This window comes from Arthrobacter sp. OAP107, assembly GCF_040546765.1.
Taxonomy (GTDB): domain Bacteria; phylum Actinomycetota; class Actinomycetes; order Actinomycetales; family Micrococcaceae; genus Arthrobacter.
This window is the reverse complement of record NZ_JBEPOK010000001.1, coordinates 4,604,097-4,627,985: the sequence shown is the minus strand read 5'-3', so window position 1 is coordinate 4,627,985 and position 23,889 is coordinate 4,604,097. Positions and strand designations below refer to the sequence as shown.

Annotated in this window: 21 protein-coding genes and 1 pseudogene; 12 read left to right on the top strand and 10 right to left on the bottom strand. The window is 66.6% G+C overall.

Annotation, left to right across the window (positions count from 1 at the left end; genetic code table 11):
- From ABIE00_RS21270 to ABIE00_RS21255, 4 genes are all read right to left on the bottom strand, one after another.
- Complete coding sequence (locus ABIE00_RS21270; RefSeq protein ID WP_354262631.1) at positions 1 to 2,040, bottom strand: PTS fructose transporter subunit IIABC; 2,040 nt, start codon at positions 2,038 to 2,040, stop codon at positions 1 to 3.
- A 2-nt stretch (positions 2,041 to 2,042) separates the two neighbouring features.
- The gene (locus ABIE00_RS21265) at positions 2,043 to 3,041 is read right to left on the bottom strand and encodes a 1-phosphofructokinase family hexose kinase (RefSeq protein WP_354262630.1); all 999 of its coding nucleotides are present in this window, start codon (positions 3,039 to 3,041) and stop codon (positions 2,043 to 2,045) included.
- The gene (locus ABIE00_RS21260; protein WP_354262629.1) at positions 3,038 to 3,844 is read right to left on the bottom strand and encodes a DeoR/GlpR family DNA-binding transcription regulator; all 807 of its coding nucleotides are present in this window, start codon (positions 3,842 to 3,844) and stop codon (positions 3,038 to 3,040) included. The genes ABIE00_RS21265 and ABIE00_RS21260 overlap by 4 nt, the downstream gene beginning before the upstream one ends.
- 243 nt (positions 3,845 to 4,087) lie before the next feature.
- A complete protein-coding gene (locus tag ABIE00_RS21255; RefSeq protein ID WP_354262628.1) occupies positions 4,088 to 4,345 on the bottom strand; it encodes a DUF6458 family protein in 258 nt (85 codons plus the stop codon).
- A 171-nt stretch (positions 4,346 to 4,516) separates the two neighbouring features.
- On the opposite strand from ABIE00_RS21255, the gene ABIE00_RS21250 reads away from it, so the two are divergent.
- The 3 genes from ABIE00_RS21250 (at position 4,517) to ABIE00_RS21240 (ending at position 8,961) form a co-directional block, all read left to right on the top strand.
- On the top strand, positions 4,517 to 5,134 hold the full coding sequence (locus ABIE00_RS21250) for an alpha/beta hydrolase (protein ID WP_354262627.1): 618 nt from the start codon (positions 4,517 to 4,519) through the stop codon (positions 5,132 to 5,134).
- A 628-nt stretch (positions 5,135 to 5,762) separates the two neighbouring features.
- Complete coding sequence (locus ABIE00_RS21245; protein WP_354262626.1) at positions 5,763 to 6,509, top strand: HAD family hydrolase; 747 nt, start codon at positions 5,763 to 5,765, stop codon at positions 6,507 to 6,509.
- A gap of 85 nt (positions 6,510 to 6,594) precedes the next feature.
- Entirely contained in the window at positions 6,595 to 8,961 is a 2,367-nt protein-coding gene (locus tag ABIE00_RS21240; RefSeq protein WP_354262625.1) for a glycoside hydrolase family 65 protein, read from the top strand.
- 45 nt (positions 8,962 to 9,006) lie between these two features.
- Here the strand turns inward: ABIE00_RS21240 and ABIE00_RS21235 are convergent.
- Positions 9,007 to 10,305 (bottom strand): annotated as a pseudogene (locus ABIE00_RS21235) (MFS transporter); the annotation flags it as partial.
- 58 nt (positions 10,306 to 10,363) lie between these two features.
- Between ABIE00_RS21235 and ABIE00_RS21230 the strand changes: the two are divergent.
- The 3 genes from ABIE00_RS21230 to ABIE00_RS21220 all read left to right on the top strand — a co-directional run bounded on the left by ABIE00_RS21230 (position 10,364) and on the right by ABIE00_RS21220 (position 12,555).
- On the top strand, positions 10,364 to 10,954 hold the full coding sequence (locus ABIE00_RS21230; protein WP_354262624.1) for a hypothetical protein: 591 nt from the start codon (positions 10,364 to 10,366) through the stop codon (positions 10,952 to 10,954).
- 88 nt (positions 10,955 to 11,042) lie between these two features.
- Positions 11,043 to 11,822 carry a hypothetical protein gene (locus ABIE00_RS21225; protein ID WP_354263471.1) on the top strand — a complete coding sequence of 260 codons (780 nt, stop codon included), beginning with the start codon at positions 11,043 to 11,045 and terminating at the stop codon, positions 11,820 to 11,822.
- On the top strand, positions 11,806 to 12,555 hold the full coding sequence (locus ABIE00_RS21220) for a LamB/YcsF family protein (protein ID WP_354262623.1): 750 nt from the start codon (positions 11,806 to 11,808) through the stop codon (positions 12,553 to 12,555). The genes ABIE00_RS21225 and ABIE00_RS21220 overlap by 17 nt, the downstream gene beginning before the upstream one ends.
- Before the next feature lie 20 nt (positions 12,556 to 12,575).
- Here the strand turns inward: ABIE00_RS21220 and ABIE00_RS21215 are convergent, their stop codons facing one another.
- Together ABIE00_RS21215 and ABIE00_RS21210 are read right to left on the bottom strand one after the other, a co-directional pair.
- Entirely contained in the window at positions 12,576 to 14,768 is a 2,193-nt protein-coding gene (locus tag ABIE00_RS21215) for a M1 family metallopeptidase (RefSeq protein ID WP_354262622.1), read from the bottom strand.
- A 178-nt stretch (positions 14,769 to 14,946) separates the two neighbouring features.
- Positions 14,947 to 16,320 (bottom strand): DUF445 domain-containing protein, encoded by a 1,374-nt coding sequence (locus tag ABIE00_RS21210; RefSeq protein WP_354262621.1) that lies wholly within the window; start codon positions 16,318 to 16,320, stop codon positions 14,947 to 14,949.
- A 50-nt stretch (positions 16,321 to 16,370) separates the two neighbouring features.
- On the opposite strand from ABIE00_RS21210, the gene ABIE00_RS21205 reads away from it, so the two are divergent.
- The 4 genes from ABIE00_RS21205 (at position 16,371) to ABIE00_RS21190 (ending at position 19,220) form a co-directional block, all read left to right on the top strand.
- The gene (locus ABIE00_RS21205) at positions 16,371 to 17,297 is read left to right on the top strand and encodes a glycerophosphodiester phosphodiesterase (protein ID WP_354262620.1); all 927 of its coding nucleotides are present in this window, start codon (positions 16,371 to 16,373) and stop codon (positions 17,295 to 17,297) included.
- A 12-nt stretch (positions 17,298 to 17,309) separates the two neighbouring features.
- Positions 17,310 to 18,155: an AzlC family ABC transporter permease gene (locus ABIE00_RS21200; RefSeq protein ID WP_354262619.1), complete on the top strand. Its 846-nt coding sequence runs from the start codon at positions 17,310 to 17,312 to the stop codon at positions 18,153 to 18,155.
- Positions 18,152 to 18,463, top strand: a complete 312-nt coding sequence (locus tag ABIE00_RS21195) for an AzlD domain-containing protein (RefSeq protein WP_354262618.1) — start codon at positions 18,152 to 18,154, stop codon at positions 18,461 to 18,463. The genes ABIE00_RS21200 and ABIE00_RS21195 overlap by 4 nt, the downstream gene beginning before the upstream one ends.
- A gap of 217 nt (positions 18,464 to 18,680) precedes the next feature.
- Positions 18,681 to 19,220, top strand: a complete 540-nt coding sequence (locus tag ABIE00_RS21190; protein ID WP_354262617.1) for an SIS domain-containing protein — start codon at positions 18,681 to 18,683, stop codon at positions 19,218 to 19,220.
- Positions 19,221 to 19,251: 31 nt separating this feature from the next.
- Here the strand turns inward: ABIE00_RS21190 and ABIE00_RS21185 are convergent, their stop codons facing one another.
- Both ABIE00_RS21185 and ABIE00_RS21180 read right to left on the bottom strand, forming a co-directional pair.
- Complete coding sequence (locus ABIE00_RS21185; protein ID WP_354262616.1) at positions 19,252 to 19,449, bottom strand: hypothetical protein; 198 nt, start codon at positions 19,447 to 19,449, stop codon at positions 19,252 to 19,254.
- A 222-nt stretch (positions 19,450 to 19,671) separates the two neighbouring features.
- The gene (locus ABIE00_RS21180) at positions 19,672 to 20,292 is read right to left on the bottom strand and encodes a TetR/AcrR family transcriptional regulator (protein ID WP_354262615.1); all 621 of its coding nucleotides are present in this window, start codon (positions 20,290 to 20,292) and stop codon (positions 19,672 to 19,674) included.
- A 112-nt stretch (positions 20,293 to 20,404) separates the two neighbouring features.
- Here ABIE00_RS21180 and ABIE00_RS21175 point away from each other — a divergent pair, with 112 nt between their 5' ends.
- The gene (locus ABIE00_RS21175; RefSeq protein WP_354262614.1) at positions 20,405 to 20,761 is read left to right on the top strand and encodes a thiamine-binding protein; all 357 of its coding nucleotides are present in this window, start codon (positions 20,405 to 20,407) and stop codon (positions 20,759 to 20,761) included.
- Between the two features lie 62 nt (positions 20,762 to 20,823).
- The gene (locus ABIE00_RS21170; protein ID WP_354262613.1) at positions 20,824 to 21,501 is read left to right on the top strand and encodes an O-methyltransferase; all 678 of its coding nucleotides are present in this window, start codon (positions 20,824 to 20,826) and stop codon (positions 21,499 to 21,501) included.
- 80 nt (positions 21,502 to 21,581) lie between these two features.
- Here ABIE00_RS21170 and ABIE00_RS21165 read toward each other — a convergent pair whose 3' ends face one another.
- Positions 21,582 to 23,750, bottom strand: coding sequence for a VCBS repeat-containing protein (locus ABIE00_RS21165; RefSeq protein ID WP_354262612.1), 2,169 nt, complete (start codon positions 23,748 to 23,750; stop codon positions 21,582 to 21,584).
- Between the last annotated feature and the right edge of the window lie 139 nt (positions 23,751 to 23,889).

Below are 23,889 nucleotides of genomic sequence, written 5' to 3'. Positions count from 1 at the left end.
TCAGACTGTTACAGGGACGGTCTCCACCGTATCAACGGCTTTGCGGGCAGCCCAGCGTTTGAGGGCCACCACGATGATCGCAGTCACCACGGTTCCGGCCAGGATGGAGACGATGAACATCACCACGTTGCCGATGGCGAAGAACACGAAGATACCGCCGTGGGGTGCCTGTGACGTGACGCCGAAGGCCATGGTGAGCGCGCCGGTGACAGCGCCGCCGATCATGCTGGCGGGGATGACGCGGAGGGGATCGGCTGCCGCGAACGGAATGGCGCCCTCGGAGATGAACGAGGCACCCAGCAGCCAGGCCGCCTTGCCGTTTTCACGCTCGGCCAGGCTGAAGACCTTCTTGTCCAGGACGGTGGCCAGGGCCATCGCCAGCGGCGGCACCATGCCGGCGGCCATTACGGTGGCCATGATCTGCCAGGGGGCCTGGTTGGTGGCGCTGCCGGCGCCCAGGCCGGCGACGGCAAAGGCGTAGGCCACCTTGTTGACCGGGCCGCCGAGGTCGAAGCACATCATGAGGCCGAGGATGATGCCCAGCACGATGGCCGAAGCGCCGGACATCCCGGAGAGCCAGCTGTTCAGTCCGACGGTGATGGCTGCAATCGGGCCGCCGAGGAACAGGAACATCGCACCGGAGGCGATGATGGAGGCCAGCAGCGGAATGATGACGACGGGCATCAGGCCACGGAGCCAGCGCGGCACCGACCAGGTTCCGATCAGGTGGGCGATGTAACCGGCGAGCAGGCCGCCGACGATGCCGCCGAGGAAGCCGGCGCCCATGAAGCCGGAGACGGCACCGGCGACGAAGCCCGGTGCAATGCCCGGACGGTCGGCGATTGCGTAGGCAATGTAGCCGGCGAGGGCGGGAACCAGGAAGCCCATGGACAGGGCGCCGATCTTAAAGAAGACGGTTCCGAGGTAGAGGGCGAGGTTGCCGTCGGGCAGGTTGACCAGGGAGTTGTTGGCCAGGATGTCGTTGGCCTTGGTACCCAGGGCGATGTCGAATCCGGCGAGCAGGAAGCCCAGTGCGATCAGCAGGCCGCCACCGGCCACGAACGGGATCATGTAGCTCACGCCGGTGAGGAGTGCCTTCTTCAGCTTCTGGCCGATGTGCTCGCCCTTTTCGGCGGCTTCCCGTTCAGCCTGCTCCTCGGCACCGAAGTGCGGAACACGGTGGGCGTGCGGGTTGTCCGCCGCGTCCAGGGCTTCCTGGACCATTTTGGCGGGCTCGTCGATGCCGCGCTTGACCGGTGCGTTGATGACCGGCTTGCCGGCGAAGCGCTCCTTGCCGCGCACGTCCACGTCGACGGCGAAAATCACGGCGTCCGCAGCGGCGATGATGGCCGGGTCCAGCGGCTTGGCGCCGGAGGAGCCCTGGGTTTCAACCTGCAGGTCCACGCCCACTTCCTGGGCTGCGGCCACGAGGGAGTCCGCCGCCATGTAGGTGTGCGCGATGCCGGTGGGGCAGGCCGTGACGGCCACGAGGCGCCGCGGGCCGCTGGATGCAGCGCCGCTGGATGCGGCGCCGGCAGTGGCAGCGGCCGTGGCCGGCGCAGCAGTAGTTTCCGCCGCGGCAGCAGGCTTGTCCGCGAGGGCGTTGTCCACGAGCTCCACAATCTCTTCCCTGGAGGTGGCAGCGCGGAGCGCACCCGTGAAGTCCTTTTTGATGAGCGAGCGGGCGAGCTTGGACAGCAGCTTCAGGTGCTCCTGGTCGGCGCCCGCCGGTGCAGCGATGAAGAAAATGAGGTCGGCCGGGCCGTCCTTGGCGCCGAAGTCGACGGGTTGGGAGAGGCGTGCCATGGCGAGGGTTGGTTCGGTCACGGCAGCCGAACGGCAGTGCGGAATGGCGATGCCGCCGGGAACGCCGGTGGCGGTCTTCTGTTCGCGGGCGAAGGCATCGGTGAAGAGGCCTTCAACTTCGCTTGCACGTCCGTTGGCGGCAACACGGCCGGCCAGGTGCCGGATCACGTCCTCGGGCGAATTGCCCAGGTTCTGGTCAAGCTCGACCAGGTCCGCGGTGATGAGCTGAGTCACTGTCAATCCTTCCGGAGGGCCGTGATGGTTACGGCGTCGGGGGTTGTTTGGTGGACTGCCGGGACGGTGGAGCCCGGCAGGGAAGCGGCGGCGGCGCCATGCGCCACAGCCTGGCGGAGGCAGTCAGCCGGGGCGGCGCCCTGGCTGGCGGCCAGCAGATAGCCGGCAAGCGACGAATCACCGGCGCCGACCGTACTGACTGCGGTGACCGGCGGGTGCGTGGCCAGCCACGCGCCGTCGGTCGTCACGAGGACAGCGCCCTTTGAACCGAGCGTTGCCAACACGGCCCCCACACCGGAACGCACGACGGCGGCAGCTGCCGCAGCGGCAGCATACGGGTCCGCTTCGAGTTCCTCAGCCGTGCTCACCGAGGAAAAACCTGCTGCTGCGGCCAGTTCCGCCAGCTCCTCGGCGTTGGGTTTAAGCAGGTCCGGTTTTCCGGACGCGGCTTCTGTTGCGTCGTCTGCGACGGCCGCTGCCAGCGGCGCCCCGGAGGAGTCGACGGCAATCATTGGTACCCCGGCTCCGGCGTCAGCATTGCGCAGCCGCCGGGTGACCGTGGCGTAGAAATCCGCCGGGACGCCGGGCGGAAGCGAGCCCGCCAGGACCACCCAGCTGGCCCCGCGCGACCGTTCCAGCAGCAGGCTGATCAGCGCCTCCTGGGCGTCCTCTGCGAGGACCGGGCCGGGTTCGTTGATCTTGGTGGTCACACCGCCCGGCTCGGTCAACGCCACGTTGGTGCGCAGGGGTTCGTGGATGTCCAGCGACGCGAAGGGCACGCCCTCTTCCCGCAGGCCGGCCAGCACGGGATCGGATTCCGCGCCAGGCAGCACCGCAAGCGTTTCGAGGCCGGAGGTCACGAGGGCCCGGGAAACGTTCACGCCCTTGCCGCCGGATTCCTGGCGGACGGAGACTGCGCGCTGCACCTCGCCCCGCTCGAGGGGGCCGGGCAGTGCCACCGTCCGGTCCAGGCTCGGGTTGGCTGTGAGGGTGACAATCATGCGACTACCACCTCCACGCCGGCCTCGGCGAGGGCCGCAGCTAGTTCGGAGCCGGGTGTGCGGTCAGTGATCACGGTATCCAGATCTTTCAACGAGGCGAACTGGACGAGCGTTTCCGCTTCCAGCTTGGACGAATCGGCCAGCACCACAATGCGGCGCGCCGAATGGACGAAGGCAGCCTTAACGGCGGCTTCTTCAGAGTCTGGTGTGCTGAGGCCGAAGCTTGCATGGATGCCATTGGTCCCCACGAAGGCGATGTCCGGGCGCAGCCTGCCGGCGGCTTCCACCGTGCCCTGGCCCACCGCTGCCTGCGTGAGCCCGCGGACCCGGCCGCCCAGGATCTGCAGTGCGATGCCAGGGGTGCTGGCGAGCTTGGCGGCGATGGGCACGGCGTGCGTGATGACGAGGAGTTCCTGGGCAGGATCGGCGGGTTTGGCCGCAGCTGCGGCGCCGCGGCGGGCCAGGAGGTCGGCGAGGACTTCGGTGGTGGAACCGGCGTCGAGGAGGATGCTGCTGGAGGGGCCCTTCGGGAGGAAGCCCAGGGCGGCCTCGGCGATGCGGAGCTTCTGCGCCTGCCGCTGGATGGTCCGCTCGAGGATGCTCTCCTCGGTGGTGCTGAAGCGGTCTGCGGAGACCGCCCCGCCATGCACGCGGCGCACCGTTCCGGCCGATTCCAGGGCGGCCAGGTCCCGGCGGACGGTTTCGGTGGTGATGCGGAAGCGCTCGGCGAGGTCGGTCACGCTGGCGCGGCCGCTGGCTGCAACGAGCCCGGCGATCTGCTGCTGACGCTCCTCGGCAAACACATACCCTCCATTGCGTAGTTACTGCTGCAGTGCGTTCGGCACTGCCTCCATGGATCCCTTCAGCGATCAGTGACCGCTGTCACAAATCTGCAAGTACTTGACTTTATCTTCGTTCATGTTGGTTTGTCAACGAAAAAACCACAGAAAACCAAAAGCCGGACCAGACCCGAAGGTCCGGTCCGGCCATGCCTGGTGGGTTTCACTGCTGCCCGCCCTTTTCGTGCCTGACAGGTTCGTGTGGTTCTAGAGGCCGTTGTCGCGGCTTTCGTTTCGGGTGATCCGCTCGCCCGTGTTGGGATCCACGACGGATCGGGTCTCGCTGACACGCCGGCTCCTGCCGGGGGCGGCGATCACCAGCGAGGCGACGAGGCCGATGACGCCGACGGCCATCAGGATGTAGCCGATCAGCGTCAGGTCCACGTTAGGGATGAGACCTGGCGTAACCGCCCAGGCGAGGATGGCGCCCAGTGCGATGAGGAAAATGGCGGAACCGATTCTCATGACTTGCTCCTTGCGTTCGCGGACTCCTGCGGCTTGGATTCGTGCGGTGCGCCCTGCGTTAATTGCTAAGCATGCTGTCAAGCGTCAGGCTACATCCCGTCAACTCGCGTTTCAATCAAATCCGCAGGTCAGTGGCGGGCGGGCTTTCCCGGGACTCGCTAGGCTGATCGGATGGAGACGGTTGTGTGGTCCAGGCCGGAGGAGGAGCGCGCCGGCACCCCGCTGCTGGTGATGATGCACGGCTATGGCACGGATGAATCCCGGATGGTGAATCTTTTCGACTATCTCCCCAGGGAATTCACCTGCGCGGCACTCCGGGCGCCAATGCCCATCGCGAACGGCTATGGCTGGTTCCTGCTGGATTATTTCCTGACTAACGATTTCGCCGACGTCATCACGGCCGCCAACTCCGTGTTTTCCTGGATCGACGCGGCCAGGACACCCCACAGCAGCGTGAGCCTGCTGGGCTATTCGCAGGGGATGGCCATGGCGAGCACGCTCCTGCGCCTGCGGCCGCGGGACTTCCCGGCCGTAGTGGGGCTTTCCGGCTTCGTCCTGAACAATGACCTGCTTGCGCTCAGCGAGTCCCTCGACGAACGGCCCCCGTTCTTCTGGGGGAGGGACAAGGCCGACCTCGTCATCAACGGGGACGCCACCGCCTACACGGAGGAGTGGCTGAACACGCATACCCGGCTCACGGCGCGGACCTATCCGGGAATGGGCCACGCCATGTCCAAGGCCGAGATGGTGGACGTCAGCGCGTTTCTTCGTCACTACGTCCTGGCCTGAAACCGGTTAACGGCTTGGGCGGCGCTGCCGAAATCGGGGGATGGAATTAAAAACAGTTGCAGGGTAAATCTGCAAGCGCTTACACTCATCTTCGGCCGGGACCCGGCCGGCAGGCGTCCACTCGGGGGTGGGCGGCTGGCCAGTGCACGACTCAACAGTGTTGAAAGGGCAGGACCGCGCCATGCATCCTTGCGCCACCCCTCCCGCGGGGATGTTCCGCTGGCTTGCCCTGAACCGCCGGCACGTTCATCATGGACGTAGGCAAAAAACCGTGCGCCCGCGCATCGACGCGTTCTGCCTGGCCCGCAACGCCGCGGTGCAAGTGGCGGAACCGCGCGAATTCACGCACCGGACATAACCCGGCCGGTACCTAAGCAACGCCGGCCGCCCAAGAAGTGGTAAGCCGTCGCAGGCGGCCAGGGCAACGCCGCCCGGTCCGCAAAAAAGCCGGCCTGTCCTGCATGCTGCAGAATCACCCTCACGGAACCCCTCCGGGCCCGCGGCGTGCTGAGCCAAGGTTTTGAGCGGCAGGTTCTGCAGGCCCGCACCCTTCTGGTCACCGCCGACCACGTTCCTGGTAATTCCCAACACATTGCTGTCCGAACCCCGAAAGGACACGGAACAAAGCATGACCGAAACCCTGAATACCAGCGCCGGTAGCCGGCCCAACAGCTGGACCGGTGCCGCCGCTATCCTCTTTGACCTCGACGGCGTGCTCACGCCCACGGCCGTGGTCCACGAGCGCGCCTGGCAGGAGCTGTTCGACGGATACCTCGAGACCGTCCCCGAAAAGGACGGCTACCAAGAGAGCGACTACTTCGACCACATCGACGGCAAACCGAGGTTCGACGGCGTCCGGGACTTCCTGACGTCCCGCGGCATCACCCTTCCCGAGGGCCCCGCAGACGACGATCCGGACAACATTACTGTCCAGGGCCTGGGCAACCGGAAGAACAGGATTTTCAACGAAATTGTCGGCTCCGGGGTGGAGCCCTACGCGGGATCGGTGCGTTTCCTGGAAGCCGTGCTGGACCGCGGACTTAAGGTCGCCGTCGTCTCCTCCTCACGGAACGCCCCCTCGGTGCTGCGTGCGGCAGGGCTGGCGGACCGCTTCGAGGTGGTCGTCGACGGCGTCGTGGCAGCGGAGGAAGGGTTGCCCGGCAAGCCCGACCCGGCAACCTATGAGTACGCCGCCCGGCTCCTGGACCTGCCCAGCGAACAGTGCATCGTCGTCGAGGACGCCGTGTCCGGCGTTCAGGCAGGCAGTGCCGGCAGTTTCCATTCCGTCATCGGCGTGGACCGCGGGGCAGGCCGGCAGACGCTGCTCGATGCCGGCGCCACCCTTGTGGTCAGCGACCTCGGGGAACTCCTCTAGTTCCGGCACTGCAACCGCAAGCGGGTCCCGCCAGGCCCGGCAGAACTTCCAGCACCACTTTCGAACTGTCTAAGGAACGCCACTTATGGCACTCATCACCGCCAACCGCGTCCGCTTCCCCATTGATCCCTGGAAGCTCGTAGAGACGAGCCACGAACCCGGCGACGCCGGGACGCTTGAGACGCTCTTTGCCCTTGGCAACGGACACCTTGGTGTCCGGGGTGCCCACTGGGCCTCAGCCGATGCCGAGCTCCCCGGCAGCTTTATCAACGGCTTCCACGAGATCTGGGACATCAAGCACGCCGAGAACGCCTATGGCTTCGCACGCACCGGCCAGCGCATCCTCTACATTCCGGATGCCAACAACTTCACGGTGATCATCGATGGCGAAATGCTCAGCCTCGCCGAATCGACTGTGCTGGATTACCGGCGGTCCGTGGATTTCGCCACCGGCATCTACGAGTGCAGCATCGTCTGGCAGTGCCGCTCCGGCGCCACGGTGACCACCGTGGAGCGGCGTGCCGTGGGCTTCGAGACGCGCGGCAGCCTTGGCATCTCCCTCGAGGTTTCGGCCGACCGGGCAGTCTCCGCGGACGTCACTTCGTCCGTCGTTAACCGGCAGGACCAGCCGGTGGAGGACCACTCCACCCACGACCCGCGCCGGTCAGGCCGCCACGCGGGCCGGGTCCTGCTGCCCCTCAAGATGGAGGGCGGCGACGGTTCGCTCCGTCTGTCCTGGGAGGCAGCCGAGTCGAAGCAACGGGTGGGGATGGCCGTCGAGCACTGGACGTCCGCCGGCCACCAGCCGTTCGATACCCTCGTGGACCAGGACGACAGCAGCGTCCGCTACGTACTGGCGATTGCCGCCGACGAGCCGTTCCGGCTCGAAAAGAGCGTCAGCTACGCTGTGTCCCGGGGTGCCCGGACGGGCGTCCCAGGCGCCGCGGACGCGGAAGCCGGGGAAGACCCGGCCATCGCCGCGGAATCCGGGCTGAAGCCGGTTAGCGATGTCTTCGCCGAAAGTGAGGCACACTACCGCAGCCACTGGGCCAGCGCAGACATCCAAGTGGGCGGGCAGCCGGAACTGCAGCAGGCCATCCGCTGGAACCTCTTCCAGCTCGCGCAGGCCACCGCCAGGGCCGGCGTGGCAGGTATCCCGGCCAAGGGTGTCACCGGCTCGGGCTATGACGGGCACTACTTCTGGGACCAGGAGGTTTACCTCCTGCCGTACATGACATATTCAAACCCCGACGGCGCGCGCCAGGTTCTGGAGTTCCGTCACGAGATGCTCCCGGACGCCAAGATCCGCGCCAAGGAGCTGAGCGTGGACGGTGCGCTGTTCCCCTGGCGCACCATCAACGGCCTGGAGGCGAGCGCCTACTACGCTGCCGGCACGGCGCAATTCCACATCGCCGCGGCCATTGCCTTCGCCACCAACAGGTACCTCTGGGCCAGCGGTGATACCGACTTCTGCGCCGGGATGGGCGCCGACCTGCTGATCGAAACCGCCCGCATGTGGGCCTCCCTGGGCTTCTTCGGCAAGGACGGACTGTTCCACATCCACGGCGTGACGGGGCCGGACGAGTACACCGCAGTGGTGAATGACAACCTCTACACCAACGTCATGGCCAGGTTTAATCTCCGGGCAGCCGCGGCACTGAACCACGCGGCGGTCGATGACGCCGAGCGGGAGCTGTGGGAGGCGGCCGCGGAGCGGATCCAGCTACCCTTCGACGAGCACTTCCAGGTGTACTCACAGGACAACGACTTCATGACCCTGGAGCCGTGGGACTGGACCACGCCGCGCTCCAAGTACCCGCTGCTGCTGAACTTCCACCCGCTGGTGATCTACCGCCACCAGGTGCTGAAGCAGGCGGACACGGTACTGGCCATGTTCCTGCAGTGGCAGGAGTTCACCGCCGAGGAAAAGCGCCGGGCCTTCGACTTCTACGATCCGATCACCACGGGGGACTCCACCCTCTCGGCGTGTGTCCAGGGGATCATGGCCGCCGAGGTGGGTTACCGCAAGGCTGCCCTGGAGCACTTCACGAATGCCGTTTTCATCGATTTGGACAATTCCCACGGCAACACGATTGACGGCGTCCACATCGCCTCCACCGGCGGCGTGTGGGGCTCGCTGGTGTGCGGCTTCGCCGGACTCCGCGACCAGGGCCCCGTGCCCTTCTTTGATCCGCGGCTGCCTGAGGAATGGGACACCCTGCGCTTCCACCTGCGGCTGCAGGGCCGCCGGCTCCTGGTGGAACTCGATCAGGGCGCCATGACGCTGACGGTCCTCGACGGCGAAGCGCTGGACATCGACGTGCGCGGCGTCCGGTTCACAGTGGCTTCCCAGCCGGTGCGTGTTCCGCTGGAACCGGTGCACATTCCCGAGCCTTCCGTATTCCCGAGCGGGCCGCCGACCGCGAGCATTCCGGTGGTGCGCGCACACTAGTTGTGCCGGGCTGGTGGCGACGCTGGGTTTGGCTAGGTGACGCTGTTACGTGGTGGCCTCGGCGCCGGCGGGCACGGTGTCCTGGCGGTCGAGCGGATGGGCGACTTCGTCCGCTGACATCCGGGCCACCAGCAGGGCCACCACCGCCATGACCGGGCACACCCCGCCCGCCACCAGGAAGATCAGCCAGATCGGGAGCACGGCGGCGGCAGGACCGGCCAGCGCCATCGACACCGGCATCAGTGCCAGGGACACGAAGAAGTCCAGGCTGGAGACCCGCCCCAGCAGGTGCGGCGGCACGCGCCGCTGCAGCAGCGTTCCCCAGATGACCATGCCCACACTGCCCGTGGCTCCGAAGATGAAGAGCGCCAGGGCCAGCAGCCAGAAGTTGTCCATGAGCCCCACCGCCGCGAGCGGCAGGGTGCCCGCTCCCCAGCACACCATCATGACGGTCAGGTAGCGGCGCGGGAGCCGGACGGACGCCGTGACCAGCGACGCCGCGGCGCTGCCCACACCCATGACGGCCAGCAGGAAACCGAACATCCGGCTGTCGCCGCCCAGCTGGTCCCGGGTCACGAAGGGCAGGAGCACCTCGATGGGCCCGATCAGGAACAGCACCGAAATGCAGGCCCACAGCAGCGTCCAGAGCAGCCAAGGTGTCCGGACGGTGTAGCCGACGCCCTCACGGAGGTCGGCGAAGAAGGAGGCCCTGGCACCGTCCCCATCGGCGCGGGAGCCGGGTGCCTCAGGGGCGTGCCGGCCCAGGAAGTTCAGGACGATGAACGCCAGCAGATGGCACACGGCAACGCCGGTCACAGCGTGCGAGGGCGACAGAGCGGCCACGACCACGCCGGCCACCGCAGGACCCGCCGCCTGCTGCAGCGTGGGGCGCAGGGTCCCTTCCATGCCGTTGGCCGCGAGCAGGTCCTCCGGCGGCAGGATCCGCGGCAGAATCGCCGAGTACGCCGGGAAGAAGAACGCGGCCCCGACGCCAAGGACGAAGGCGCCGGCCACCAGGTGCCAGAGCTGAAGCCAACCCGCCATCGCAAGCCCGCTGACCGTTGCGATCACGGCAAGGTTGGTCCCCTCGACGGCGATGATCAGCAGCCGCTGCGGAACCCGGTCCGCTGCAATGCCGCCGGCCAGCACAAACGCCACGAGACCCACGCTGCCGGCAGCGGCCACGAGGGACAGTTCCAGCGGACCGCCGCCGATGTGGATGACCTGGTAGACCATGGCCACGGCCCACATGCCCGAACCGAAGATGGAAATGGCGAGGGCGCCGATCAACACGCGGTATTCGCGGTGGGAAAATGGTCGAAGGGCGCGGGGGAGGGGCGCACGGCAATCTTAGGCCGAGCCTGCGGCACGTGGAACGCGTCCGGCGGGATAGGCTCGAGCCATGGGGAACACACCGGCACGGCCGGGGCGGCGCAATGTGGCGCTGATCGGCGCAAACTTTGGCCTTGCCCTGCATCCGGTGGACCGGAAGGGCGTTCATATCCCCGGCGAACCCGCCAGTTGTTTCGCCTCGTTCTGGGTGGCTGACTGGTCCCGGTGGGGAACCGGAACAGTCCTCATGGTGGCCACGCTCCAGGGCTGGCGCAGCTACGGCTCCAACGAATTCTTTGCCTCCTCCCTCGCCACCGAACTGACGCGCTTCCTTCCGGAGGCGGCACGCTTTCCGCTCGGCGCGGTCAGCCATACCCAGGACGAGTTCGACGTCGAACTGGACCTTGAGCGCGGATTCCGGGCAACCGGGCGGCGGGCAGCGCTCGAAATGTCCGGGGTGCTGGATCGGCGGCAGTTCTCCGCGCCCGACTTCCAGCTGGGGCCCGCCAGCGCCGCGATGAGCAACATCTACCATCCCTGCAGCACGGGAAAGCTCTCCGAGTTCGGCGTCGAATGGCCCGGCGCTCCCACCGTCTACCCCGGACCCCGCGGGCCGTCCTCCTCCGCGTACATGGCGGTGGCAGAGTCCTGGGCGCTGTAATCAGCATGCTTGGTATCTTGGGGAGTGGCCTAGTGTTAAGGCTAGACGGCGGCCTCCGGCTGCCGGTTGTTCCGAGGTAGAGGTGATGATGGCCAAGCGACGCAACCCCGCGGTGAGAATCGCGCAGGAAACAGCCCACAACGCCGTGTTCGATGCCCACGGCAATCCCAAACCTGGCGTTCACAACATGCTGCTGCGGGCCGTGGAGATCCAGCGTCCGCTGGTGCTGGCGTACATCCGCCGGCTCCAGCGCCGCAACCCGCGGGCATCCGCCGCCCAGTTGGCAGACATTCTTGAACGCGACTATCTCCGGGCAGTGACCGGCGGGGGAGCCCTGGTCGGGGCCACCGCCGTCGTTCCCGGGGTGGGCACGGTGGCGTCCCTGGGCCTCTCCGCCGCCGCGACGGTTGGCTTCCTCGAGGCCACAGCCCTGTACGCCACCTCGTTGGCCGAACTCCACGGCATCCGGATGACCGACCCGGAGAAAGCCAGCACCCTGGTGATGGCCGTGATGCTCGGCGAGGAGGGGACCGCGCTGCTTGGTTCGCTCAGCGGCCAGGCCATGGGCAAGGGCAAGGGTGCCAGCCAGGCCTGGGGAAATGTACTGGCGGGCAGGATGTCGTCATCGGGGTTCGGGTTCATCCGCGAACGCATCCAGAAAGCCTTCCTGCGGAACCTGCTCAGGCGGCAGGGGACGGCCCTGTTCGGCCGGGCCCTGCCGTTCGGCATTGGGGCGGTGGTGGGCGGTGCCGGTAACCTCATGATGGGCCGGGCCGTCGTCGTTAATGCGAGGGAGGCCTTTGGGCCGATGCCGGACACCGTGCCGGGCGAACTCACGGAAGGTAGTACGGGTGGATCTGAACGCTGACCTCGGGGAGTCTTTCGGCTCCTGGACCATGGGTGATGACGCGGCCATGTTTGAGCTCATCACCAGTGCCAACGTGGCTTGCGGTTTCCATGCCGGAGACCCCGTGACCATGCTGGACAGCTGCCGCGCCGCCTATGAGCTGGACGTCAGGGTCGGCGCCCACGTTGGCTACCGTGACCTCGCCGGGTTCGGGCGGCGCTCCCTGGACATGTCCTTCGACGAGCTGTTCGGCGACGTGCTCTACCAGCTTGGGGCCCTGGACGGCGTGGCGCACGCGGTGGGCGCCTCGGTGGACTACGTCAAGCCGCACGGCGCCCTCTACAACCGCGCATTCCATGACGCCGAGCAGGCCTCCGCGCTCGTGGCAGCCATCCAGGCCTACGATCCGGGCATGCCTGTCCTGGGGCTTCCAGGATCCGAATTGTTGAAGCAGGCCCAGGACGCCGGGCATCCCGTATTCCGGGAGGCGTTCGTGGACCGCGCCTACCTGCCGGACGGCACGCTGGTGCCGCGCTCCCAGGAAGGCGCCGTGCTGCACGAGATCGGGCCGATCGTTGAGCGGGCAGTCCGCCTGGCGCTCAAGGGTGAGGTGGTGGCCGTGGACGGGACCGTGGTCCGGGTGGACCCGGATTCCCTGTGCATCCACGGCGACACACCGGGCGCGGTGGAGATGGCCGCCGCCGTCCGTGCCGGCCTGGAGGAAGCCGGAGTGGAACTGTCGCCGTTTGCCTGAGCGGCGCCAGCACGTTTTCGCTACCGAGGCCCAGGGCGCGCTTCAATCCGTTGCTCCAGCACCCGCGCTGTGGCAGGCGGGCTGCTGGCAGGAGCGGTTGTGCCGCGCAGCACGGGCGGCGCGGTTCCGGCCGGCTTGGCGGCAGTGAACAGCCAGTCCTGGAAGAAGCTCCCGAGGTCCTGGCCGGAAACGTCCTGGGCCAGTTGCACGAAGTCGGCGCTGGAAACATTGCCGCCGGCATGGGCATCAGTCCATTCCCGGAGGATGTCGAAGAACAATTCGTCCCCTACCCTGTTGCGCAGCGCCTGCAGTGTCATCGCGCCGCGGACGTACACGGCGAAGTCGAAGAGGGCTGCCGTTCCCGGGTCGCCGATCTTCACTGTCCAGAACGGCGCCTGGGCAGGAATCGCTGCGGCATAAAAGTCGAACAGCTGTTGAGGGGTTTCCCGCCCCTCGCTTTCGCTCCAGAGCCACTCGGCGTAGGTCGCGAACCCCTCATTCAACCAGATGTCCTGCCAGCGGCCGACGGCCATATCGTCGCCCACCCACTGGTGCGCCAGTTCATGAACCACCACTGAATCGCCCGATTCAGGGCTGGTGAAGAAGAGTCTGGAGTAGATCGGCCTTGTTTGGTTCTCCAGCGCGAAGCCGAGGTTCTTCAGGTCGTCGACGATTCCACCGGCGGCGCTGAACGGGTACGGGCCGAAGATATCGGACAGGAACCTGATAATTTCCGGCTGCCTGTTGAACGACGCCTGCACACGGTCACCGGTGGAGGGTGGCCCAGAGCTGTCCGCGCTCCACTTTGCGTCATTCCGTGGGCTCCCAGCCGGCGGACCGGAAGCTGACCAGCCGTCCGTCGTGTTGCCGTCATCCTCGAACGAGGTGGTGCCTTCCCCTGTTGATACAGTGACGTCGTCAAGCGACACCCCGTCCAGCGCGACGACATTGTCGGTGACGTAGGTCATGGAAAGTTCAACGGCCTTCCCGGCGAACTTTGAGAGGTCGAATCCCCACTGCTCCCATCCCTGGCTGGGTCCGGTGGCTGCCCACCACGTTCCAGAGGTTCCACGCGGGCTGCATGAGCCGTTGCGGCCGGCCGTCAGGTAGTGGCCGAGGAAGGGATGAATGGCCAGCAGCTGCTGGCAGCCGGGACCGCTTTCGGCGGAAGTGTGGCCGTTCGCTTCCCGGAGGGTCGTCCAGTCCTGCGCGCCGGCGGTACGCGCTTCCACCACGGCAAAATCGCGCCCGAATTCGATGGTCCGGTTAAGCCAGAAAGAGAGCTTCGCCCCGCCAAGGGGGACCGTAAGCGTCCTGGTCAGACGGGTATAAGTTCCCGCGCGGCTGTCCGACCAGGCGAAATTGTGGCCTGTCCGGGCAATGACCGCCGGTGCGAACAGGTCGGGATCGATGGCGTCGATGTACCGGATCCGCCCGTCCCGGTAACGGTCCAGATTGAACTTGCCAACGCTCGCCGTGGCCAGGTACGTGGCCAGGGGTTCGGCTGCGTGCCACGTCCACGTGGTTTTCCCGTTCTCCGACTCCTCGTCGCGAAGCACGCCGTTGGCCACCACAGCCAATCCGTCCGGGACAGTGATCTTGAAAGTGAAGCCCGCCTTGTCCAGGGGATGGTCGTTGGCCGGGAACCAGGTGGCTGCCACGTGCGGCTGCCCGATGATCAGCGCACCGTCGTCGGTCCGGAGGAACCCCGAGACGCCGAACTGGTCAATGACCGGTTTCGGCACGCCGTCATAGGACACAACGGTGCTGAACTCCCGGCCGTCCCTGATGCCCTGCTGCGGAGTCACCGTAAGCTCCGCACCGCTGCGCCTATAAGTGGCCTCCCGGTGGTCAACCTGGATACTGCGAATTGTCAGCCCCTGCAGGTCCAGGCTGAACGACGAGAGGTCCTGGGTGGCACGGGCACGGATGGTGGCGGAGCCTGCAAGGAACCCGCTTGCCGGGTGGTAGCTGAGCTCCAGCAGGTAATGCCCAACGTCGTAGCCGCCGTTGCCGTCCAGCGGATAGTAGGGATCCCCGAGGCCGGGTGCGCCGGGGCTGAAACCGCCGTCGTCAGCGTTGGCCGCACGGGCCGGGACGGCCGCCGCAGCAGGCAGGGCAAGCTGGGCCGGCAGCGAAGCTGACAGAACCAGGGCACACAGAAAAAGGCCGGCGCGGTGGAACGCTGCCGGCCGGTAAGTCGCGGGACTCATGGCACCTCATTCGAAACTCCCGAACGGAGCGCCGCGGTGCCGGTCCGTGGACTGGCCACCCATGGACCGGCAGGAGACCGGGCGGCGTAGTTGACACAAAGGTGGCCCTGGTCGCCAAGGCTGTCAAGGGTCTTTCGGTGGCATCTGCGGCGCCTGGCCGCTTGAGCGAACAGCCCGCTCAGCCGAACGCCAGGTGGGCCACCGTGAAGATGGCGAGCCCCGCGAGGGACCCCACCACTGTGCCGTTGATCCGGATGAACTGCAGGTCCTTGCCCACCTGGAGTTCGATCTTCTGCGACGTCTCCTCGGCGTCCCAGCGGGCCACCGTATCCGTGATCACACCGGCGATGTCCGACCGGTAGGTGCGGACCAGGTAGCCGGCGGCATCGCCGATCCAGGCGTTGACCTTGCCCGCCAGCTCTTCGTCGTTGACCAGCCGGGTGCCGAAATCGCGGACGGCCGCCTTGAACTTCACCGTCAGTTCGCTGTCCGGATCGTCGACGGCGGTGAGGAGCGCGCCCTTGATGGTGGCCCAGGTCCGCGACGCCAGTTCCCGGACCTCCGGGTCACCCAGCACCTGCGCCTTGATCCCCTCCGCGCGGGCGATCATGGCGGGATCATGCTGCAGGTCCTGGGCCAGGTCCGTCAGGTACTTGTCGATCGACAGGCGGACCTGGTGCTGCTGGTCATCCTGGACCGCGCGGGTAAATTTCAGCAGCTCGATGTAGACCTTGTCACCCACCAGGCCGTCCACGAAGCTGGGCACCCACTGCGGGGACCGCTCCGTGACGAGCCGGCTGACCGTCTGGTGGTTGGCCGCCACCCAGTCCGCTGCCCGGTCCACGAGGAGGTCCACCAGCTTGTGGTGGTGCCCGTCGGCGAAGATCCGCTCGGCCATGCGTCCCACGGGCGGTCCCCATGGGGGAGCCAGGAGGTGCCTGCGGACCATGCCCTCGATAACTGCCTGGACGTCGTCGTCGTTCAGCACTTTGAACGTGCCCCGGATGACGGCGGCGCCCTCCTTGGCCACGCGCTCGGCGCCGCCCGGACCCGACAGCCAGCTGCCCACCTTGCCGGAGATGTTGATGCTCGCCAACTTGTCCTGAACCACCTGTTCGGAAAGGAAGTTGGTCTCCACGAACTCGCCCAGGGACGCGCCGATCTGGTCCTTGCGGCGCGGAATGATGGCGGTGTGCGGGATTTTCAGCCCGATGGGGTAGCGGAACAGGGCCGTCACCGCGAACCAGTCGGCCAAGGCGCCCACCATGCCGCCTTCCGCCGCGGCCCGGACGTACTCCAGCCACGGGTACTGCCTCTGCAGCGCGAAGGCCACGACGAACACCACGGCCATGGCGATCAGCAGGCAGAGGGCCACCAGCTTCATCTTCCGGAGCGCTGCCGCCTTTTCGGCGTCGCCCGCGGTGAAATCATGTACGACGGCGGGACGCACCGCAGTGCGGCCGCCAAGTCCGCCGTTCCGCTCGGGGCTTTCCAGGAGCTTTCGCTCCTCCGCCGGATCTTGCTGGGTGGTTGGCTCAGAGTTCACCTGCATGTGCCAAGCCTAGCCCCGCTTTGCCGCCCGCGGTCGGCTAACGTGTGACCATGACAGCCGACGAGTCAGCCCTAACCCGTCCCCTGGTCTACGCCCACCGTGGTGCCAGCGCGGATTTCGCCGAGCACACCCGTGCCGCCTATCTCCGGGCAATCGCGGACGGCGTGGACGGCGTGGAGTGCGATGTGCATCTCACCCGCGACCAGCACGTTGTCCTGCTGCACGATTCGAACCTGGACCGGACCTCGGACGGTACAGGTCCCGTGGCCGAACGGACCGTCGACCAGCTGCGGCTGCTGGATTTTTCATCCTGGAAGGGCGTGCGGATCCCCGAGGCCTACGGACCCAGGTCCGAACAGTTCCTGACCCTGCCGGATCTGCTGGACCTGCTGCAGGCTGCCGGGCGGGAGATCGGGCTGGCCATCGAGCTGAAGCATCCCAGCCCCTACCAGCTGAAGCTGGAGGACAGAGTGCTGGAGGTGCTGCGCGCGGAAGGCTGGGATGCCGCGACATCCAGGCTGGGCAACATCCGGGTGACGTTCATGAGCTTCAGCCCCGACTCGGTCAGGCACCTGCGCAAGGCCGTGCCGGCAGAGTTCATCTGCCAGCTCGTGGACGACGTGAACGTCACCGGAATCCGGGAGGAACTGGGGCTGGGGCCTTTCACGGGCAGTGCCGTGGCCAACGTGATGAAGGCCGCGCAGCTGGAGGGCGAGCGGATTCTCAACGACGGCGAAGTCGCTATTGCCGGGCCCGGCATCGACTACGTCCGCCGGCACCCCGCCGCTGTGCGGCGCTGGCTGGATTCCGGCCGCCGATTCCGGGTCTGGACGGTGGACGAAGAGGACGACGTGGCGCTGTGCCGGGGGCTGGGTGTCCACGAAATCACCACCAACCGGCCGGCGCAGGTCCTGGCCCGGCTCCAACAGCCGGCCCTGGCGTCAAGCTCAGCCACCCAGTCGCAGCCGCCGCTGTGATTGAGTGGTGGCATGCCCCTCACCTGGCCCCCTAAACTCCTGCGTTCCCCTGCGGTCCGTGTTGGCTTGTCCATCAGCGTAGCCACCGGCCTGTACGGGGTGTCCTTCGGGGCGCTCTCCGTCACCTCGGGCCTCGACTTCTGGCAAACCATGGCACTGAGCCTGCTGCTGTTCAGCGGCGGCTCCCAGTTTGCGTTCATCGGAGTGGTTGCCGGCGGCGGCTCGGGTCTTGCCGCCATGGGGGCCGCCACCCTGCTGGGGATGCGCAACGGAATCTATGGCATGCAGCTCAACGTGCTGCTCCGGCCGACAGGGTGGCGGCGGTACGCCGCCGCCCATGTGACCATCGACGAGTCCACGGCCACAAGCACCGGGCAGTCGGATCCTGACGAGCAGCACAGGGGTTTCTGGGCCGCGGGCATCGGGATCTTTGTACTCTGGAACCTTTTCACCGCAGTGGGTGCCCTGGCCGGCGGTGCGCTGGGTGATCCCAAGCAGTGGGGGCTCGACGGCGCGGCGGTGGCGGCGTTCCTTGGCCTGCTCTGGCCGCGGCTGAAGGGCCGGGAACCGGTGGCGATCGCCGTCGTCTGCGCCCTGGCAACCGTACTGGCCGTGCCATTCGTCCCGGCAGGCGTCCCCATCCTCATTGCCGCCGTGGTGGCCGCGGTCATCGGCTGGGTCAGCCACGGACGCCAGGACGAAGGGCTGGAGCCGGATATCGACCCCTACGCGGAATGGCATCCCGGCCACCACCCAGGTGCAGGCCACCACCACGGTCCCGGTAGTCCCACGTCTCCCGGTCATCCGGCTCCCCGTCATAACGAAGGCAACGGGACCAGCTCCGGAGGTGCCAAATGAGTCTGTGGATGTGGTTGCTGCTGTCCTGCCTCTTTGCCTACGCATGGAAGCTGGTGGGCTACCTTCTCCCGGCCAGCCTGCTGCAGAACCCCAGGATGTCCCGGATGGCCGGAACCATGACCATCGGGTTGCTGGCGTCGCTGACCATCGTCAACACGTTGGCCAGCGGGCAGGCTCTGGTTCTTGACGCCCGGTTGGGGGCCCTGGCGGCCGCCGCGGCGGCACTGTTCCTGCGGGCGCCTTTCCTGGTGGTTGTGCTGGCCGGGGCCGGAGCGGCTGCCCTGCTCCGCCTGGCCGGCTGGAACTGAAACATCGCGAGCTGCCAGCCGCACGCCGTCGTCGTCGTCAAGGGTGATGTCCGTCACAGCCGTTGTATCCTCGAATGAAGAGGAGTGGTAAAAATGAAGGCCGTCAGCAGACTGTCACGTTCCCGCGCCACGGACGCGCCGTTCGAAATCAAAGCCCCGGTAGACATCGTCCTCGAGCACCTGCGGCAGGTAGGGCCTGCGGTAGCCTCGCTGCGGAATGAGTCCACGCGGCTGGCCGGCTGGGGCGAGGAACTGGCGCCGGCTGCTGTCGGGGAACCGCCTGGTCACCGCGGGAAGTGGCGGTTCGGCCGCGGAGGTGCAGCAATTCACCGCGGAACTGCTGGGGCGCCACGCGGGTGAGCGCCAGCCATTTTCCGTCATTGCCCTGCGGCCGGGCGTGTCAGCAGGGGCTGCGCCCGTCAGCGCCATCGAAATCGCGCAGGGGCACGCGGACGAGGTCGCCAGCCAGGTCCGGGCGCACATCCGTTCCGGCGACGTTCTCCTGGTGGTTTCCGCCAGCGGGCACCGGCATGCCCTGCTGGAGGCGACGACGGCGGCGAGGGCAGCCGGCGCCACCGTCTGGGCGGTTACCGGGGCAGCCCCCAACCCGCTGGCCCAGGCTGCCGACGAAGCTATCTGCATCAACTCGCCCAAGCCCCAGGTCCGGGAAGCGCAACTGATCGCCCTCCAGGCCATGAGCGAATGCCTGGCATCGGCCCTGCATGCCCTCTCCGAGGGGCCGGAGCCGCTTCGGTGATCTACGCGTCGGTGATCTACGCGTCGGTGATCTACGCGGCGCCGTAGGCGTCAGGGACAACCGGCTCGGCCCGCCGTGCGAGCTCTTCGGTGGCCAGCTCATACCAGTCCTGGGCGCCGAACACTGGCGTCGGCGTATCGAGATTCCGGTAGAGCGCGTCCACGATGATGCTGAGCTCATCGGTGGAGGCCGCGGTTATTGTTGTTTCAGGATCCGTTGAATGTCTCATGAAGTGCGCCAGTTGTGAGCGGTTCATGATGCCACGGCCGGTCTGATTTGAACACATGCAGGAAATGACATGGTGTGCTCCATATTGGGAACTGTCCGAGGCTGACTTCCTAACCCGCCGGTGTGCCTAGCTTACTGTGCAGGGCCGCTGTGCGGAATATGGGAGGCCGTCATTCCTGCCGGCCGCGCCCCTCTTGCGAGCCGCCGCCTGGACTGCGGGCCGCTACTCGAACTGGGACCCTGGGAGCGGCACCTGCGAAGGCAGCGGCCTGGTGGGCCGTTCCGCGCGGATCGCGTCTTCGACCAGGGCAGCCGGCCGCCGCCACGCGTCCGAACCGGGCTCCATGGTGTCCACCACGCCGATCAGCATTGCCAGCAGGCGCACCATGTCGGTCAGCGAGATGTCCACCCGAAGGGTGCCCTGGTCCTGGCCGCGGTCGAGGAGCACGCCAACAGACTCGATCAGGCTTCCGGTAATGCCGGTGAGAAGGTCCCGCCTGCCGGCCACGGCGCCGAGCAGGTTGGCATTGTCACTGGCCGCAGTCATCACCGCGTCGATTACCCGGAACAGGCCCTCGGCCGCATCGGTGCCCGCAAGGGCGACGTCGATAACCGGGTCCACATTGAGCCGGAGCTGGCGGTTGAGGGCCGCCAAAACCAGCTGTTCCTTGTCCGAGAAATTCCGGAACAGCGTTGCTGGACCGACTCCCGCCGTTGCGGCGATGGTCTGCAGCGGAACGTCCGGGCCGTACTGCCGGAAACACTCGCGGGCGGCGTTAATGATCTTGTCCACATTGCGTGCAGCGTCAGCACGGAGTGGCTTGCGCTCTACTGCGAGGTTCATGGAACCAAGGTTAGCAACGCTGTGTCAGCCTGACTCCGTTACCCGTTGGTAGCGCTGAATATGACACAGAACACGTTCCGGGCGGCATGTTCTGCCGTGTCAGACTGGAGCCATGTTGCTTGCATTTTCAGTCGCCCCTTCCGGAATTCCCGCTGATCCTGCCTACGCTGCGGCGGGCGCCGGGGACGCATCAGTGCACGACGCCGTGGCTGCCGCTGTCAAGATTGTCCGGGAGTCCGGGCTGCCCAACAAGACGGATTCCATGTTCACCACCATCGAGGGTGAATGGGACGAGGTGTTCGACGTGGTAAAGCGCGCCACCGAGGCCGTGGGGAAATTCGGCAGCAGGGTGTCCCTGGTGATCAAGGCCGACATCCGGCCAGGCTATTCCGGCGAGCTCACCGCGAAGGTGGAACGCCTGGAAGGTGCCTTGGGCGTCGCCCCGGATGGTGCGCTGCCAAAGGGGTAACTGACCGAAGGCAGCTGACGGGAGCCCTAGCCCGGCCGGGCGCTTGCTGGAAGACTGTGCCCATGTTTGAGCATAAGCCGCGGCCCGAGTGGACGGCCGTAGAAGAGTACCTGTCCGACGTCGTCGTCCACCCCGACGATGCCGTCCGGCGCGCCGTGCGGTCCGCCGAGGAAGCCGGGATGCCGCCGATCGAGGTGACGCCGAACGCCGGAAAGCTCTTGAAGCTGCTGGTGGCAGCGTCCGGTGCCCGCAAAGTGCTGGAGATCGGTACGCTGGCGGGGTTCAGCACCATCTGGATGGCCCAGGGAATGCCCGACGACGGGCGGCTGGTGACGTGCGAATACCTCCAGAAACACGCCGACGTAGCCCGGGCCAACGTGGACGCCGCAGGCGTGGGCCAGAAGGTGGAGATCCGGACGGGCGCGGCGCTGGACACGCTCGCGGCCCTCGAGGCCGAAGGAGCCGGCCCCTTCGACTTCGTGTTCATCGATGCGGACAAGGAAAACAATCCGCAGTACCTGGAGTGGGCGGTGCGGCTGGGCCGGGCCGGAACGAGCATCGTGATGGACAACGTCGTGTGGGAGGGCGTGGCATTGGATCCCTCGATGGATGAAGTCAACGCGCCCGGTATCATCGGGGCGCTGAAGATGATGGGGGAGGACAGCCGGCTGGACGCCACTGTCATCCAGACCGTGGGGTCAAAGGGCTGGGACGGCTTCGCGTTGGCCGTCGTCCGTTAGGTCTTTGCCTGCCATAAAGCAGCACCGCCCGCGTGCTGCTCTACGCGGGCGGTGCTCCACTCTTGGTGGCGGACTGAGATTTATAGGATGGCGTTCATCGAATTCCAGCCGGCACCCATCGCGGACTTGCCCAGGAATCCGCCGGTGCCGCTGCCCCGGTAGAGCCAGAGCCGGCCGGCCGAGTCCCGGGCCGCCAGGTCAGCCCGGCGGTCCGAGTTGAAGTCGGAAGGAGCGATGATGCCGCTCAGGCCGTTCCAGCCGGCGCCGATCTGTGCCTTGCCCAGGAAGGTTCCGGTACCACTGCCTCGATAGAGCCAGAGCCTGCCGGCCGAGTCCCGGGCCGCCAGGTCAGCCCGGCGGTCGGAATTGAAGTCACCGGTAGCAACGATGCTGTTCAGGCCGTTCCAACCGCTACCGATCTGGGTCCTGCCCAGGAAGCTGCTGCCGCCGTCGCCTCGGTAGAGCCACAGCCGTCCACTTGCATCGCGGGCAGCTAAATCGGCTTTTCGGTCGCCATTGAAATCACCAGTTCCGAGGATGCTGTTCAATGAGTTCCAACCGGCTCCGATTTTTAGCCTGGCAAGGAACGTGCCGTTTCCGGTGCCACGGTAGAGCCACAGGGTGCCGGCAGAGTCCCGGGCCACAACGTCGGCCTTGAAGTCGCTGTTGAAGTCACCGGCACTGACGATGGCCGTCATGGCATTCCAGCCGCCGCCAATCTGCGTGCGGGGGAGGAACCCGCCTGTACCGTTGCCGCGGTAGAGCCATAGGATTCCGCTGGCGTCCCGGGACAGCATGTCAGCCTTGCCGTCGAGATCGAAATCCTGCACCTTATTGGCCTGGGCTGTTACGGTCGTACCAATTTGCACAGCCCGACTGGCTACGGGGCTGACGTTGCCAGCTACGTCAGTGGCCCGAACGTTGAAAACGTATGTGCCTCCTGCCTGTGCATCCCAGGTTCTGGGTGATGCGCAGGTTGGGTCCCACGCCATATTTGTCGGCTGGAGTTGGCATTCGAATCGTGCGCCAGCTTCGCCTTTGAAGCTAAGCGAGGGAGTGTTGTCCAGGCTGGGAGAGGACGGGAAGGGTGCCATTATGGATACTGGCGGTGCGGTGGTGTCAACTTTGAACCGTAGCGTCCCGGAAGTCAGTCCGCCGGCAACAGCCTGCACAGAGTGGTCGCCTTGAGCCAGAGGGGTCAGCTTCAGTGAGTAGGTAGAGCCAACCAAAGTGGCAGTCCGGGGTGCTCCGCCGTCGACACGGAGTTGAACGGGACCTGCAGTTCCTGCGGGCAGCGTGCCCGTGATTGTGGGCGCTGTCACGTTCGTGATGTTGTCGGAGTTAGACCGGCCGCTGTCGCTGGCGGCAGGCAAATCCGGCGTGTTGGGTCCCCCAACTGAGTCCGTCGCGATCAGGCCCTGGACAGTGAAGGTGTCCACGGTAAGGGTGTCAATCCCGGGTCCGCCAGCGTTGGGGCCAACTATGCTAACGAAGTTGTTGCCCGAAGGGGCGCCGGTGACACGCCGGGCAGTGTTGATGTCGCCGAGAGTGCCGGGTGCGGCGCCCTCCTGTCGGAGGAAGGTTGCTGTGGTGCCGCTGCCGTAATTGCCTAGGAAGGCCCTGCCCACCCCCGCCCAGTCGCAAGCGGCCGTGTCACTGGGTGCGCAGACGCCCCCGTCCAATGTCACGTTGATCTCGCCCAGGCCCGCCTTGTCAGCCGTGGCCGTGAAGGTGTGGATGCCGTACGGATGAGTGATGGTGTAGGACTCTCCGGCCACAAGGTTATTGACCCTGAACCGCAGCCGGCCGAAGCCCATCTGTTCGCCGTCAACCACGGGTCCGTTGACATGGGCGCCTTCGAGCGCAGCCTCGTACAGGCGCAGGTTGCCGGCCGCGGCCTCGGCTCCGAACCAGAAGGCTTCCTCCGGGAAGTTGTCCGGGTAGGACGCCGGCGCGCTTGGGTCAGGCGGCTCAGAGAGGCAGCCCTGCCCCCCCTGGTAGCAGAACTGCAGCCGGACGGTGCCGTCCGAAAACCAGGTGGGGAACCCGTTTGCGGGGTCGACAGGTCCCATCCCGGCCGTTTCCGCGTGGGCGGGAACAGCGCCGATGGGTGACAGGGCGGCGGCGAGCAGGACGCCGGCAACGGCCGGGGCAAAGCGCCCGGCAGTGGTGGAGGACAAACGGCGCGCTGACCGGGAGCGCTTGGCTCCGTCAGGCACCAAAGGCCTCATCGCGGAATGCGAAGACATGGTAACTCCTTTTTGGACACTCGATTTGTGGCCCCCAGTACCTTCAAGGCCAAGCCGGGAGGTGCGTTCCCAACTGCGTCCACATTGGACGCAGCACCTTGGATAAAAGTCGTATAAAACCGGTGGGGAGCGGGGTCTG

What these genes read in the sequence shown, in the direction of transcription:
- ABIE00_RS21215 (WP_354262622.1), bottom strand. Translation starts at nt 14,768, where the DNA reads ATGAGTCCCGCGACTTACCGGCCGGCAGCGTTCCACCGCGCCGGCCTT.
- ABIE00_RS21250 (WP_354262627.1), top strand. Translation starts at nt 4,517, where the DNA reads ATGGAGACGGTTGTGTGGTCCAGGCCGGAGGAGGAGCGCGCCGGCACC.
- ABIE00_RS21240 (WP_354262625.1), top strand. Translation starts at nt 6,595, where the DNA reads ATGGCACTCATCACCGCCAACCGCGTCCGCTTCCCCATTGATCCCTGG.
- ABIE00_RS21190 (WP_354262617.1), top strand. Translation starts at nt 18,681, where the DNA reads ATGAGTCCACGCGGCTGGCCGGCTGGGGCGAGGAACTGGCGCCGGCTG.
- ABIE00_RS21195 (WP_354262618.1), top strand. Translation starts at nt 18,152, where the DNA reads ATGAGTCTGTGGATGTGGTTGCTGCTGTCCTGCCTCTTTGCCTACGCA.
- ABIE00_RS21265 (WP_354262630.1), bottom strand. Translation starts at nt 3,041, where the DNA reads ATGATTGTCACCCTCACAGCCAACCCGAGCCTGGACCGGACGGTGGCA.
- ABIE00_RS21255 (WP_354262628.1), bottom strand. Translation starts at nt 4,345, where the DNA reads ATGAGAATCGGTTCCGCCATTTTCCTCATCGCACTGGGCGCCATCCTC.
- ABIE00_RS21170 (WP_354262613.1), top strand. Translation starts at nt 20,824, where the DNA reads ATGTTTGAGCATAAGCCGCGGCCCGAGTGGACGGCCGTAGAAGAGTAC.
- ABIE00_RS21245 (WP_354262626.1), top strand. Translation starts at nt 5,763, where the DNA reads ATGACCGAAACCCTGAATACCAGCGCCGGTAGCCGGCCCAACAGCTGG.
- ABIE00_RS21210 (WP_354262621.1), bottom strand. Translation starts at nt 16,320, where the DNA reads ATGCAGGTGAACTCTGAGCCAACCACCCAGCAAGATCCGGCGGAGGAG.
- ABIE00_RS21200 (WP_354262619.1), top strand. Translation starts at nt 17,310, where the DNA reads ATGCCCCTCACCTGGCCCCCTAAACTCCTGCGTTCCCCTGCGGTCCGT.
- ABIE00_RS21205 (WP_354262620.1), top strand. Translation starts at nt 16,371, where the DNA reads ATGACAGCCGACGAGTCAGCCCTAACCCGTCCCCTGGTCTACGCCCAC.
- ABIE00_RS21180 (WP_354262615.1), bottom strand. Translation starts at nt 20,292, where the DNA reads ATGAACCTCGCAGTAGAGCGCAAGCCACTCCGTGCTGACGCTGCACGC.
- ABIE00_RS21175 (WP_354262614.1), top strand. Translation starts at nt 20,405, where the DNA reads ATGTTGCTTGCATTTTCAGTCGCCCCTTCCGGAATTCCCGCTGATCCT.
- ABIE00_RS21230 (WP_354262624.1), top strand. Translation starts at nt 10,364, where the DNA reads ATGGGGAACACACCGGCACGGCCGGGGCGGCGCAATGTGGCGCTGATC.
- ABIE00_RS21185 (WP_354262616.1), bottom strand. Translation starts at nt 19,449, where the DNA reads ATGAGACATTCAACGGATCCTGAAACAACAATAACCGCGGCCTCCACC.
- ABIE00_RS21225 (WP_354263471.1), top strand. Translation starts at nt 11,043, where the DNA reads ATGGCCAAGCGACGCAACCCCGCGGTGAGAATCGCGCAGGAAACAGCC.
- ABIE00_RS21165 (WP_354262612.1), bottom strand. Translation starts at nt 23,750, where the DNA reads ATGTCTTCGCATTCCGCGATGAGGCCTTTGGTGCCTGACGGAGCCAAG.